This window comes from Phormidium sp. CCY1219 (assembly GCF_055795085.1).
Genome location: NZ_JAYFEQ010000421.1, coordinates 1 through 14,464, shown reverse-complemented (window position 1 = coordinate 14,464; position 14,464 = coordinate 1). Strand labels below are relative to the sequence as shown.

General features: G+C 51.3%; 10 protein-coding genes. 1 reads left to right on the top strand and 9 read right to left on the bottom strand.

The features are described from left to right. The 4 genes from AC0QH1_RS09635 to AC0QH1_RS09620 form a co-directional block, all read right to left on the bottom strand. A partial coding sequence (locus AC0QH1_RS09635; RefSeq protein ID WP_324630862.1) for a hypothetical protein occupies positions 1-264 on the bottom strand: 264 nt, incomplete at its 3' end. Continuing rightward, the gene (locus AC0QH1_RS09630) at positions 264-1,628 is read right to left on the bottom strand and encodes an ATP-binding protein (protein WP_324630861.1); all 1,365 of its coding nucleotides are present in this window, start codon (positions 1,626-1,628) and stop codon (positions 264-266) included. The genes AC0QH1_RS09630 and AC0QH1_RS09635, both read right to left, overlap by 1 nt. 11 nt (positions 1,629-1,639) lie before the next feature. Further along, complete coding sequence (locus AC0QH1_RS09625) at positions 1,640-1,780, bottom strand: hypothetical protein (RefSeq protein ID WP_324630860.1); 141 nt, start codon at positions 1,778-1,780, stop codon at positions 1,640-1,642. 584 nt (positions 1,781-2,364) lie between these two features. Continuing rightward, positions 2,365-3,816 (bottom strand): DUF3370 domain-containing protein, encoded by a 1,452-nt coding sequence (locus tag AC0QH1_RS09620; RefSeq protein ID WP_324630859.1) that lies wholly within the window; start codon positions 3,814-3,816, stop codon positions 2,365-2,367. 295 nt (positions 3,817-4,111) lie between these two features. On the opposite strand from AC0QH1_RS09620, the gene AC0QH1_RS09615 reads away from it, so the two are divergent. Then, on the top strand, positions 4,112-4,891 hold the full coding sequence (locus AC0QH1_RS09615) for an MORN repeat-containing protein (protein WP_324630858.1): 780 nt from the start codon (positions 4,112-4,114) through the stop codon (positions 4,889-4,891). Positions 4,892-4,993: 102 nt separating this feature from the next. On the opposite strand, the gene AC0QH1_RS09610 is transcribed toward AC0QH1_RS09615, so the two are convergent. The 5 genes from AC0QH1_RS09610 to psbO form a co-directional block, all read right to left on the bottom strand. Beyond that, positions 4,994-8,884: a tetratricopeptide repeat protein gene (locus AC0QH1_RS09610; protein ID WP_324630857.1), complete on the bottom strand. Its 3,891-nt coding sequence runs from the start codon at positions 8,882-8,884 to the stop codon at positions 4,994-4,996. A 316-nt stretch (positions 8,885-9,200) separates the two neighbouring features. Next, positions 9,201-9,842 (bottom strand): DUF1822 family protein, encoded by a 642-nt coding sequence (locus AC0QH1_RS09605; RefSeq protein WP_324630856.1) that lies wholly within the window; start codon positions 9,840-9,842, stop codon positions 9,201-9,203. A gap of 43 nt (positions 9,843-9,885) precedes the next feature. After that, positions 9,886-10,590, bottom strand: coding sequence for a hypothetical protein (locus AC0QH1_RS09600; RefSeq protein ID WP_324630855.1), 705 nt, complete (start codon positions 10,588-10,590; stop codon positions 9,886-9,888). Positions 10,591-10,890: 300 nt separating this feature from the next. After that, entirely contained in the window at positions 10,891-13,074 is a 2,184-nt protein-coding gene (locus tag AC0QH1_RS09595) for a serine/threonine-protein kinase (RefSeq protein WP_324630854.1), read from the bottom strand. Positions 13,075-13,567: 493 nt separating this feature from the next. Further along, positions 13,568-14,392: a photosystem II manganese-stabilizing polypeptide gene (gene psbO, locus AC0QH1_RS09590; protein WP_324630853.1), complete on the bottom strand. Its 825-nt coding sequence runs from the start codon at positions 14,390-14,392 to the stop codon at positions 13,568-13,570. Positions 14,393-14,464 lie beyond the last annotated feature (72 nt).

The window sequence follows — 14,464 nt, the reverse complement described above, 5'->3', positions numbered from 1 at the left end:
CACCGCCTGGGGGCGATCGCTCCCCAACTGTTCTCGAATCTCCGAGTACAGGGTGGTTGCAGTGGGAGCGATCGCCAAGGTGCGGATCTCCACCGCACAACGCTCTTGCAGTTGCCGCAGCAGTTGCGATCGCATTCGCGTATAATTGCAACGCGCCAGAAACAACTTAAAAGAACCCTCCGACATCTCGATCGCCCAAGCCAATTCCGACAAGGCGCGATCGTTCTCGGCGATCGTGTCGTCATGCAAGCGTTGGTGAGCCATTATCGCAACTCCTTCGCTTCTGCCAAAATCGGATTCACATCAAACCACGATCCTGCCTCGTCGTCGCAATACTCATACACGAACATACTGCGAATCAAGGCTGTATATCCATCCGAACCCGCCACTGTTTTCTGCCGTGCTACTTGACGCAGCAACACCCATTCATCATTAGTTATCGCCAGAATGCGCTGGTTGCGATAGGTGCGAATCACCTGTTCTATCGTATCGCGGCAGATCGGCACCCCGCGTTGTTTTTTAATCCCATCGTTGAGCATTCGCAGGAGATTTCGCACGTGACCGCCACTGACGCGACACAAACGGTCTAAAGTTTCCAGACTATCGAACACTGCGCTTATCTTTTCCAGGCGCTGGTGAGGCGCTAACTCCGGAAACGCCCGCGCTAGTACCATTTGTCGCAACAACTGCATGCCCTCAGTGCATTCCCGACCATCTTTATACTGCACCGGCACCATCGGCAAAACCTGGGGGCTGGCCAATCGCTGCATCAAGGTGTCAAAGTCGTTGGAAAACCGCAAAGCAAGCGGGATGGTATAAACAATGTGGCAGTGCAGTCCGCGCAATTGCTCGCCTCGGTCTACAAATAAATATTCGTGCTGAGGTCGTCCCCAAGGTTTGGGAGAACTATCCACTCTATCCAGACTGTCGATAATCACCACCAGTCCTTTTTTGCCATGCTGGGCGAGTTTTTGGTGGGCGGGTTCTAGTAGTTCTTGGTTAATCGCTTCGAGAATGCCATTGGTGCGCGGTTCCAGATATCCGCGCAATTTCGCTCGCAGATCGGGACTGGCTTTGGCTTTGGCGGTAATTGTGCCGATGCCCGGAACTAAGAACTGCCCGGAAACCTCTCCTTGTGTGTTCGCGGAAATTTGACCCCCTGGAAACTCTCCCGTAATATCGAGATCGAGGTCGATTTCGGTTTGTAACAGTTTGGCGGCTCCTTGCAGGAGGGTTTTGAGTCCTTTGGGTTCTTTTAGGGTGAGATTATCCAGGCTTTGACTCACTTTCAGGGCGATCGCCAGCAAAATATCGCCCACATCCACATCCCCCATTTCCAACTCTCGAGAGGAGTCAAAATATACCACGTGAAAGCCTTGGCACTCTAAATCTGCCTTGAGTCTGAGCAATTCGGTGGATTTGCCACAGCCGATATGCCCGGTAAAAAGCTGGCAGGTGGGTCGATCCGGCGACCACAAACTGATATTATCTCGCAAGTTTTCCACAATCTGCCCGCCACGCACGGCAGAAAAATCGATATAATATTGATGGTCTGCTTCGCAATTCTCTACGAAGAGAGTTTTCCCCGGATCGGTGGCTCGAAAAAACTTTCTGAAATCTACACTCATCGCTATCACCACTATGACGATCGGTCGCGATCGCTCGCGGGAAACGGCGTCGCTGTTGTAATGCTGTTACTTTTCACCCTGATTTCGTAGCGTTCGGGACACTTTTGTTCGGTTCGCAGATGCATTTTCCCGATTTCGTTATAGCTTACCACAGCCTTCTTTGTCTAGGGGTCATTAAAATTATCCGGTACAGCCGGGATTGACCGCCAGCAGGCTTTCGCCAGCGATCGGTCAATTTAACTGAGGAACCGCTTTTCCGGAACACCGGTCATCAACTTGGGAAAGCCTTGCTCCGGGAGACTTCTAGAGTATTGCGCCTGGGAGACGACTGCTTTTTAAAGAGATATAAACTTTTACAAATTATTGTTAAAAATTAACCGGAATTGTAATGAGTTTAAGATAGAGTTTGGGGCGAGTTGATGGAGCGATCGCCCCCTAAAACTTGGCGCTTCATTGCCGACAATTTTCAATGCGTGATTTGCGGAAAAAACAGCAGTATTATTTTAAATATAAAACCATTTAGACAAGCAAAACATTGCCAGGTTTCGCACGGGGGAGGGGTATAAGTCGGCGGTAGGCCCGGGGAGGCGTTCCCCCCAGGAGGGAACGAGTTGAAAGATTAGTCCGCGTAGGCGGACTATAGCGCTAGCGCCCCGGGCTAAGCTAACACCTGCCGAGGCGCGATTTCAATCACCCGCGTTAATTGGTGACTCACAACCCATCCGACTCGCCGATATTAATTAGAATTTGGCAAGGTTCTCACCGTCAGCACTTGCGGGGGAGTAGCATCGGGGGGGTAGAGAAAATCCACTTCTACCAAGCGCCGATCGCCCGGAGGGAGGGTCAGGGTCAGCAAGGGTTCTCCCGCTTGTCCCCGTCGCTGGACCAAGTGAAAATAGCGGGTTTGGGGCAAACCTTCGTCATCATTATACCGCACTCGCACCGTACCGCGAAAGAAGACTTGCGGATCGCGCGGTTGGAAAAATAACAAAGCATCCATATCTTCATCTTCTTTCAGGGGCGAAGAAATGGTGAGACTCACCTGCTGGGTGCGATCGCTGAAATTCGCCAGGGGCAGGAAAAGATTATACTCAACCCCATAATTCCCGTGACCGAAATAGGCGGTATCCGGATAGCGGGTCAACATTTTCGCACTTTGAATTTGTTCGGTACCCAGAGTAATCCGATGCAGAGTATTCAACGCATAAGAAAACGCCTCACCGGTGTCGGGAATGGTCAAATAATCCACCGAGGGAGTATCCGTGAGTTGCGATCGCCACTGCGACCCCTGCGCCACCCCCGCCACGCGACCAAATACCACATTCATCACGCTCGGATCCAGGGGAGTGGGCGTTAAATCGCGCGGACCGGCCAATCCGGCATTTTGCAACAATCCCTGCCATTCTGCCAGAGTAGGCGCGCGTTCCGTGCCATCTTCCCGCAAGGGCGATCGCATAGCTAAGTTTGCCAAATATACCGGCCCGCTACTCCACAATCGCATCATGGTCGATCGTGCATTAGAAGAAGGAACAACCGTTCCCACCGGGATCGGATCGTTCATCAACAAAACCATTTCCCCGGGGGGAATTTCCAATTTAGCCGGCCAATTTTCCTGTCTTTTCCCGCGCAAAATATCATTCATCACCCGACTTCCCGGCCCAGAATACACTTCTCCATCGGGATTTGCCACCATATCCTCTAATTCGATAAATAAAGCATCCGGACTGGTTAAATAACTCGCCCCTTGCAGCACCTCTAAAATCACCGGTTCGGCGGTGGGATTGTAAGCGATTAATCCCTGATAAAACGTGCGAGTTTCTTCCGGCGATCGCGCTCTGGCAATATGATGAGCAAACAGGTCAAATCGCCCTTCAAAGGGAAAATTTAAGTGTGCTTCCGGTACCGCAAACCCATCCGGCGGAAAAGTCGAGAGCAAAATTCCCGGCGTCAGCACCACTTCCGGACTGTTGCTGTTAAACACCGGCACGCCATCGAGTTGCCCGGGTAAGGGGCGCACGTCCTGAATATCCACCACTTCTTTGGGCGGGATCCGGTTCATGTCCGGGATGGCATCGAAGGAGGGCAAGGGGTCTGTTTGTGGCAACGAGTATGTGGGTGGCACCGGGGTCTGAGGTTGGGTGACAGTATCGGTTTGGGCGATGGAAAACGCCAGCAAAAGTGACAGCATGAGTGAGGTAAAGTTGGCAAACGACAACAATGGAACGCGCGATCGCGCTGCGAGTATTTTCTCTCAAGTTGGCCGGAAAATCCGGGGGATGAAAGGATAAGAATTGCGAATGGTTATCGCTAAAAAAACTTATCCTTGACAAAGGACAAATTGAGTGTTTAAGATAACCAGATGTTTCCAGGAATCGAAAATTTATCCGACGGTTTATCCGGGGAACTTTCTCACCCAGATAGTCGTTCCCGAAGTAGGGAGTACGCTGAATCATGCATAGCAGATTAGGAGGTTGTTCTGAGGAATGAGCGCATTCGATTTTTTCAACTCAACTCGTCAAGCGATCGGCAAAAAATATTGGTGTGCAATGAGGGCGGCGATCGCGGTCGTGGGACTCAGCGTCACCGGAGGGTTGAGTACCGGCGATCGGGCGATCGCCCAAGCAGTTCCCAGCACATCCAACCGCACCTACTGTCAAAACAATGGCAGTTCCGACGGTTCTAACCGCCAAGCAATCTGCATTTTCCCCAGTGGCAACTTTTACGACGGCGAACTTAAAAACGGCGTCAGACAAGGACACGGCACATTCCTATTTGCCGATGGTACGGAATGTTCCGGCGACTTTCGCGATAATCTCCTCAATGGCAGGGGAACCTGTAGATTTCCCAACGGAAACCTCTACCAAGGGGAATTTCAAAATAGCGTCAGACATGGCACCGGCACCTACACTTTTGCCGATGGCACGGAATGTTCCGGCAGGTTTGAAAATGGGCAATTAAACGGTGAAGGCATCTGCACCTTTCCCACCGGCAACCGCTACGAAGGGGAATTTCGCAACAACGTTCGACAAGGAACCGGCACCTACACTTTTGCCGATGGCACCCGTTGCGAAGGTCAGTTTGAGAATGGGCAATTAAACGGTGAAGGCATCTGCACTTTTCCCACCGGCAACCGTTACGAAGGGGAATTCCGAGATAACGTCCAACATGGGAAAGGGGCGTTTATTTTCGCCAATGGCACCCGCATCGAAGGCACCTGGAATAATGGAGAATTTCAGGCCAACAATGCGACTTCTGGGGGGTAAAATTAGGGGGTGGCCCGCTCCACCCTCCCAGTGGTTAGGAGGCAAAATAATCAGGAATAATTCTGGTTTCTATTTGCCAGGATTGGTGGTAAAATAGAATAATTATTTGTTGCCTTTCTCCGCTTCGTCTTCTAATAAATTGTCCGGGTTAGTTTGCAGTTTTTGGATTTTGGCAGTGGCTTCTTTATAACCGGCCAAATCGCCGCGATCGGAATAGAGTTTTGCCGCTCGCTGAAAATCAGATATCGCCGCTTGAGTGTGACCCAATTGATATTGGGTAACGGCGCGGTTGTAGTAAGCTTCAGCGAAGTGGGGATTTTGCTTCAATGCCTCGGTGTAATCTTCGAGACCTCCTTGGGTATCCCCTTGTTTGACGCGACCCAATCCTCGGTTATAATAGGCGATAGGATTGGTAGATTTGAGGTTTAAAGAAACGGTCCAATCTTCGATCGCCTGTTTGATATCGTCGAGTACGGCATGAGAGACGCCGCGATTGTAATAGGCATCGGCATACTTGGGATTAATTTCAATGGCTTTATTGTAATCTTCAATCGAGCCTTGAGTATCGCCTAAATCGCGGCGCACGCAAGCGCGGTTGTTGTAGGGGGCATCGTAGGTGGGATTGATAGCGATCGCCCGTTCGAAGTCAGCGATCGCCCCGTGGTGATTTTTCAGGGCGGAACGGGCCACGCCGCGATCGTTGTAGGCGGCAGAATTGTTAGGATTGCGCTCTAATTCCACATCAAAATCGGCGATCGCCGGTTCGTAATTTTTCAGAGCCAAATAGGCTTTTCCGCGATGGTAGTACACCTCCATCAACTCCGGATTGACCTCCAGTTCGCGATTGAAATCCGCCAGTGCGCCTTGATTGTCGCCCATTGCCAACCGCGCCTTACCGCGCTGGTAGTAAATCTGACTCAGGGAGGCATTGTGGGCCAGAGCTTGGCTCAAATCTTCTACCGCGCCAGGATTATCGCCCATTGCCGATCGCGCCGCCCCGCGATTGCCATAGGCGATCGCATTGTCCGGCTCCAGTTCCAGCACTTTTGTATAATCTTCCATCGCCCCGCGATAATCCCGCAGGCGATAGCGAGCCGCACCGCGATTAGTATAAGCGTTAACATCCTGCGGATCGAGAAGGACGACCTTTGTATAGTCTTCGATCGCCCCGGCATAGTCCGCCACTGCCGCTCGCGCCACGCCTCGGTAACTATAACTGCGCGCCAGTCCCGGATCGTTTTCCGCCATTCGTTCGATAGCGCGGGTATAATCTTCAATCGCTTCTGCATAGCGATCCAAGCGGTGGTAGGCAACGGCGCGGTTGTGATAGGTATAGGGAAACAGGGGTTTCATGCGAATCGCCTCATTATAATCCGCGATCGCCCCTTCATAGTTCCCCGAATTCAAGCGCAGATTGCCGCGTTCCCCAAACCCCACCGGATTGTTCTCCGGAGTTTCGATGGGAATTTTTGCCCGACATTCCAGGGCTTTTTGACTCCATCCCAATTCCTCATAAACCTCTGCGGCGCGTTCGTATTGTTGTCGCCGCTCGAATTCCAGGGCGCGACATTCCCGTGCTTTTGCTGGTTCCCCGGCAATTTCATACTGTTGAGCCGCTTTTAACCATTGCTTCTTCTCCGCAAATTCAGCCGCTAAAATCTCCCCTTTCTTGCGCTCGTCGTTACTATTAAGCCAGCAGCGTTTTGCCGCTTCCCACTCTTCTCGGTCTTCCCAGCGTTGCGCCGCCGCTTCCCACTCTAACTCCGCTTCCAGGGCATAAATTTCCGCCAGTTGCCCTGACTCGGTTCTATCGGTTTGCGCCCAACAATTTGCCGCTTCTCGCCACTGCTTTTGTTTTTCAAATAAGTGCGCTGCCGTTTCCCATTCTTCTAATTCTGCAAAGACATTCGCCGCTGCCAAATACTCTCGTTTTTGCACCATCAGTTGCGCCCGCGCTTGTTGCGCTCTGATGCGATCGCCGGCTTTTTCAAAACACTCGATCGCTTGCGGATAAAACTCCGCTTTTAGATAATACAAGCCGCGATCGCGCCAGGTTTGCGGCGTTGCTTCCACCCGATCGTGCTTCACGAACTCCGGATTTAACGGTAAAACATAATCGATTAACTCTTTCTGGCTCCACATCGGCGAAAGGGTCGATTCCCAAATATTCAACAGGCGACGGGCGCGCGTCACCGCCACATAAAGCAGGTTCAATTCGAGCTGCAACAAGGGTTTTTCTTTCTGCTTAACCGAACCAATTCTAAACAGCCGATTCCACAGCTCCTCATTCGCCGCAAAAAATTCCACCAAGAACACGGTATCGAATTCCAAGCCTTTCGCTTCTTCGATGGTAAAAATTAACGTGGATTCAAACTCTTGAGCTAAGGTTTGTTTTTCTTCATCGGTGCGGACTAAAATAGCATCCGAGGGATTTAATTCTTCTAAAATGGGTTTTAGCGCTTCGGGGGGTTGGGCAATCAAGCGTGCCGCTTCGCCGCGATTGACCCCCGGTAAAGACACATGCCCCAGGGGAACATTCAACAATCGCGATCGCAGTTTGAGCAATTGATTGGCTAAATTGACCAAACTACCAACGCTGCGGAAGTTAAAGTTCAATGTTCTTTCAATGGCATCGCGATCGGTTTGGTAAAACTTTTGTTTCAAATCTTCCCAGCGAAAGCCACTGGGGCTAATCATTTGATGCAAATCTCCGGCGAACAAAAACTGACCCTCGGGAGCGCATAGCTGCATCAGCAGTTCCAGGTGCAATTCGGTAAAGTCCTGCACTTCATCGCAGACAATTAATTGATAGCGATCGCGCTCACCATTGCCCACAACCTGTAGGCCCTTGCGCGCCAAGTCAATTTCATCAAATCGGCCATCTTGCCGCAATTTCTTCTGATACCATTCAACAATTTTATATAAATCGTATCGCTGATTTTTCGGAATTATTGTAAATCCTTTTTTGCTCAAGCGCTCGTATTCTTTTTTCGACAGGGTATCCGAATTAGTGGCCAGTTGCGACCCTTTGACAATGCTGCGAATTTCATCCCAGACTAAGGCAGGCGGATAGGTTTTTCGTTTGGGATGGGCTTTATACAGTTCCCAAAACCCGAGAAAATTGACTTCTTCTTCCGCGCGGTACGTTTCGCCGGCTTTTTGTAGTAATTCCAGGCATAAATCCCGCAGGGTTTTAAACTCAAAAATGGATTGCAGCAGGGGATTTTGCTTGCCTACGAGATGCTGAAACTGCTCGCGAGCATTGCTGACTAGCAAGGGATTGTAAGCCACATAAAGCCGCTTGCCCTGGGGGTAATCCTGCCAGCTTTCCAGCAATCGGTAGAGCGCCACCGTGGTTTTTCCGGTGCCCGCACTGCCAGATAAAAAGAGGGTACCGGGGAGTTTAATCAGTTGAGATTCTTCCACGGACAATTTCAGTGGCAAGTCGGCATCTTGGGAAACGATCGCCTGATGCCATTGGGCTTCGCTTTCGAGGACTTGCCATTGGATGTTGCCCAGCAGTTCGTCGCCGTCAAAATCCGGGGCGATCGCCAATTCTTCTTGTCTGACTGTTTCGAGGGATAAGCGGTTCTCTGGCTTTTTGGTGGGGCGATCGCCATCCCAGTCCCCAAGGGTTTCCACCGCTTCTGCATCCAGCCATTGAGCGTCGGGGGTATGATGTCTGGCTCTTGCCCGTCGGGAAACATCATCGTGATCCAGACAGAGGTCTTGAATGGCGAGATAAACTTGCGCCGAACCGGTTTCGGGTTGGCGAGATTTTTCGTAGGTAAAAATCAAACGACTGGCGCGATCGATTCGGGCTTCCCAGACTCTTTTGGCGATGCCTTTGAGTTTTTTTACCCGCACTCCCCCATCGAATTGCTGCGCTTTCAGTTTTTGAATGCAATGCCAAACTCTTTCCTGAAAGTTGCCTTCAGGAAGCTTTCGTAGAAAATCAACAATTTCGGGGTGGAGTACAGCAGGAATAGACATTTTTAGGCGGCTCTTAGGCTAAGATAATGGCTATATTAGCTCCCTCCGCATCTCTTTGGCATCCGATTGAGCTTAATTCTCCTCAGAGACGCGGTTCGAGCAGGTGCAGTCATGGCATAGTTATGTATTTTACACCGCGATCGCCATGCGCGCATTCGTGCCGCGCCTGTTTTTCCGCCACCATTGGATTGAATTCTCCTCTCGGGGGGATTCGCCCTCCCAGGCTCCCTAAGCACATCTACTTAGGATTTGCGGCGGAGGGAGGCGAAAGCGATTCTCGTCATTCATCAGCGATCGCCTCTGATGGTTGCTAAAATTAAATCGCAAACTCTTCGGTAATGCTGGGTTCTTCTAACGCCACCCGCACCCGAATTTGTTCTGGCGGTTGTCCGCTCCATTCCATTTGCAAGGCGCGATCGCTGGGATGAGCGGCGACTTCATGCAGAATCTCTTCAGTGGGGGACAACAAGCTCAGTTTTAATCCATCAGGCAAAGACAGGCGATCGCCGGTGGAGTACAGTTGTACTAAAACCCCCATTTGCCGCTCGGATTGGGCCTCAATCGTCACGACTAATGCCAAGGCGCGATCGGGCGCTTCATCTCCCAATCCCACGAACTTTACCCCTTTCACCCCCGCAGTTTTAAACACTAATTCCCAGCAGTTGTCTTCGGGACAAACAATTTCTTCTAGTGTTTGCCACTCTGGCTCGAAAATATTCCTCTCCCACCGATCCAGATCGATCGGCTTTTTGGGGGATTCCCCTGGTTCTTCTCCCCAGGTTTCCAGCCAATCGCCTTCTACATCTTCGATATAAAGATTTACGTGTTCGAGCCTGTAATTGATGCGCTCGTCTTGCAATCTTTGGGCGGATTCCAGAGCTTGCCATGCACGTTCGAGTCGGTCTTTATTGGTATGTTCTAAGGTTTTATTCATGTTGTTGCTGTCTTCTTTTCTCATTCGCGATTCGGTCAAAAAAAATTGCGTTTTACAATCCACTCGGTTAAAAACTAAATTTCAAATACTTGTAGTCGGCTAAATGATTGCTGTTATGCAAGACCACATTCACTAATTCCCGAACGAAGGCTTCTTTACCGGGATTGTAACTGACAAAAATTCCCCGTTCGATTTCCCAAGCTTGCAAAGTTCTTTTCCATTCTTCATATTTATACTCCGAAAATTCGTCCGACATGCTGGTGACTTGCACGCACAGGGGTTTTCCGGTGGGACTGCTAACGATCGCATCAGTAGCCATCGAAAAATCCGCTACATAGCGCTGCACCACACTTCCCTGTCGGCTTTTTATGTTTTGTGCGATAACGTCAATAACTTCTGCATCATCTTGGCTAAACTCTCCCGATCTTAACTTTTGTTTCCAAATGTAAAATTTATTATCTTGTTCGGTAAACCATCTGGGAAATAGGTATTCATACCAATAGCGAACTGGGGGAGGAATCTGGTGCAAAAACGATTCTCGCTCCGCGTCGGTTAGCGGTTTGAGGGCTAACCAGACTTCCGCATCTTGGATGACCTCTAGGAGAAACCCCATGAGCAGTTTTTTCTGCATCAGCTTGCCCGGTTTCATTTGTTCGATCCAACGCCATATCTCCTCTAACCGCGTGGCTAACGCTGGCTCTAATGAGCCGGAAATCCTCATCAATTCCCTAAGTTTCGTCTCGATCGCCGTGGCTTGCAAACACTCCCCCATTAATGTAAGCTGACGCCTTCACCAGTGGATCTAGTTCCTATTGTACTCAACTCGGGGACGCAATGGAAGACCCTAGCGATCGCTCGCGCGAATAAATTTTAGATTTAATCCCATCAGGGCTTGACAAATTCTCTCGATTGCCAGAAAATAGTTTATCCGCTTACAATGGGGAAATTATCTTGTCAATAATCCAACGGGTTGTAACCCAGGGGAAGGGACGTGGGAGAGCTGCGGACCTGAGTGATAGATGAGAGTGGCGGGATAACCCAATCCCCGAAACCATCGAACCCGGAAAGCATTTTATTGTAGTTGCCACACCTTAATCGTGTTGTCCTGACTGCCACTGGTGAGGGTTTTGCCATCGGCAGCGATGGAGAGAGAATGAATCGTATCGGAATGGGCTTTTAAAGTTTTGAGGAGTTGACCGGTAGCCAGGTCCCAGAGTTTGATCGTACTATCGAGAGAGCCACCGCCACTGGCGAGCAGGGAAGTATGGGGAATAAAAGCGATCGCGTGAACGGCATCAGAATGACCGTAAAGAGTGCGGACCAACTGACCGCTACTCACCTGCCAAATCAAAATCGTGCTATCGCCACTACCCCCTGCAACCCATTGCCCATCGGGGCTAAACGCCACAGAGCGAAATCGATAGTAACCGCCGTCGAGAGTTCGCATCAACTCACCGGTATTCACGTGCCAAATTTTAATTGTATTGTCAAAACTGCCCGAAGCGAGAGTTTGTCCGTCCGGGCTAAAAGCGAGGGAAAACACCCAACCCGTGTGACCCGAGAGAGTAGCGATCTGCTCGCCGGTAGACACCCGCCATAACTTAATCGTATTGTCAAACCCGCCACTGGCGACAATTTCACCATTGGGACTAAAGGTCACCGACATCACCCAAGCGGAATGGTCCGAGAGGGTATGCAAGAGACGACCGGTTTGGGTATCCCAGAGTTTGATCGTGCCGTCGCCACTGGCGCTGGCGATCGTATTGCCATCGGGTGCGATCGCCACAGACCAAATTTCCTGAGAATGGCCCGATAAGCTATGGCGGACTTCCCCAGTGACCCGATCCCAAATTTTCACCGTCTTATCCACACTCCCACTGACGATGGTTCGACCATCCGGATCGATCTGCACCGAATTCACACCGCGCAGATGACCCGCGAGGGTTTTAACCACGCTCAGATTGTGGGAAGTTTGGGCACGAGTGGGCCTTGAAACTAAGGAGACTTGGCGGTTCGATTCCGCCACCGCCTCCGGAATCACCGATTGAGTAGATCCTCCCAAAGAGAGCAAACCAGAAAAGCGCGGCAATCGTAGTTCTCCATAGAGCTGAACTGCCGTGCCGAACAACACAGCGACAAAACCAGTGGCGAGCAATCTTTGGGTTAATTTGGTTTTTTTGTATTTGAAGCGCGATCGCCGTCGAGAGTGCGGGGGAATTTGGCGAAACTGATTTAAGCGAGTCGGGATGCGCGCGACGGATTGTAACGGTTGAATGCTGCCGACGCAAAGGGGCGATCGCTGCTGTAGCGGTTCGCCGCCCCAGGGTTGCTGCATTTCCCGTTCGAGTTCGGCGAGGCGCTGTAAAATCGCCTGAGTATTCGGCGGTCGATTCCCCGGAAAGGGAGCCATCATGTAATCGATCAGATCCGCCAGGGGATTGGGAATTTGGGCATTAGTGGGAAATCTGCCACTGCGATCCTGACGCCACTGGAGCTGACCCGTGCGGGGATCTTCGGGAAATTCATTCGGTTCTTTTCCGGTGAGTAGAAAAACAAACGTGCGTCCGAGGGCGTAAAAATCCGATTGGGGCACCGCTTTGCCATTCGCTTGTTCGGGCGGGGTGTAACCGGGGGAGACAATGCCGGTGATGTTATGACCGCCACCCACTTTTGCCAGATAGGTGCCGGTGACTTCCCGGGCGCTACCAAAGTCGATCAGGGCCAGTTGCCCGCTGAGTTTGAGCATGATATTGCTCGGTTTGATATCCCGGTGGAAAAATTGCTGGCGGTGGACGCGATCGAGGATTTCGGTCAGTTGTTGGAACCACTTGAGGGCTTGGGGTTGGGGAATCGGCAGATGGTGGCGATCGCTCATCCACTCTAACAAGTTGCGCCCTTCGATCCGTTCCATCACCAAACAGTGCAATGGCTCTACGCGATTGCGCGGCGTGAAGGTAAAATAGCCATCCGGCTGCACTTGCGGAATGCCGGGGTGATGTAATTGGCTCAAGACCTGCGCTTCTCGCTGAAATAAAGACACCGCTTTCGGATTGCGATCGAGCAGAACCTTGAGCACTTTCAGGGTGCCCCGGTCTTCTACTTCAAAGGTTTTTGCAAAACCCCCTTCTCCTAAAAGACGTCGCACCCGGTAGCGCCCTTGCAGGAGCAAAGACGAACCGCATTGCCGACAAATAGGGTTTTCTCGGTTCAGGGGATCGGCGGCGTTAGGGCAATTGGGGTTCAGGCAATAACTCACAGCGGTACATCCAAAGAATTGAGTTAGTTTGATTATGGTGACGTTAACCCCCAGAACACAACCCCCGAAAGTGGGAAACCGCCTACTGTGAAAGACAGAATCCGAGACCTGCGCTCGGGGTAGGGGGAAGGGGAAACTGGGCGATCGCCCAAGACAGCACAGAAGCACAGAAGCAGCAGATGTGATTTTACGACCACGGTTGTCCCCTCTCAATTCTATCTACAGGCTCTTGCCCCTGCCACAGAGCTTTAGCGTTCAGCTAGGAAACGCCTGTGGAGAGTTCGACTGCTATGGGATAAGCGAGAGCTTGTGGCGTCAGTTGGCTCGCACTGAGGAGGAACCGCGCACCCTATCCCTCAGGGTCGGTGTCGGGAGGATGTCAGAAGATGTTTTGCCTCCTGCATAAAAAAGAGGGGCTTGTGCCCCTCCGATGGTGGTTGGTTTGAAGCGAGAACTCTTTGTCCAATCGCCGAAGCGATCGCTTCGGGTTGGCTTAAGACACCGGTTCCACGCGACCGTAGAATACGCCGCGAATCTTCATATCCAGAGCTTGTTTCGCTCCTAAGTCCGTATCCGAGGGCTGTTCGCTCTCGAAAATCCCGGCAATTTCCCCCGTATTGGGGTTGACTTTCGCAACGCGCAGAGACATGTGGCCTTGACCGGTCAGCGTCCGTTTGACGTTAGACCGAGCCAATTCGTCCGCATCGGCACTGGCGGGCAATGCGACTGCATTATCGTAGCCGGTCGCTTGACCGCGTCCTTTGGGATCTAAGAACAAGGAGCCTCGGTAAGAGGGTACCTTGTAGTCGCCTTCAAAGTCGGTGGAGGTGTTAATGCTATCGACTCCGGGTTGAGAGGAAGCCACCAACTGTTTGATGGTAAATAGGAAGGGGACTTCTTCTCCCCCAGGAAGCAAAACCGTAATCGCTTGGAAGTCGATTCCATCTTCTTCAATGAAGGTGAGCCGACCATCGTCGCCAACTTTCAGCGGCCCTTCCACCTGAGTTAAGGTGGAGGTATAGCGGGTCAGGGATTTGCCCGGAACGAATTCCGGTTCTTGCCGTTTGTTGCTCGGTTCTTCCAAAACGAAATATTCCGTCGGTTCTAAGCACAAATCGGTTAGCTTATAGGATTTAGAGCCGTCAATGGGAATGGCACCGCGAGCGGTTTCTTCTAATTGGGGGCAGCTATTGGCTAACCCCGTACCTCTGATGTCGTCGTAGGTGAGTGGTTTATTGTCGGATGGCCCTTCACTACAAGCCGTTAGCACGCTCAGGCATAACGCCAGAAGTGCAGCAATTAAAGCGCGATACCTCATGATAACCTCCGATACGTTTGGAAACCCCCGTGCTTTAGCCGGGGGAGGAAAAACGAACGTGCGGCTTTAGCC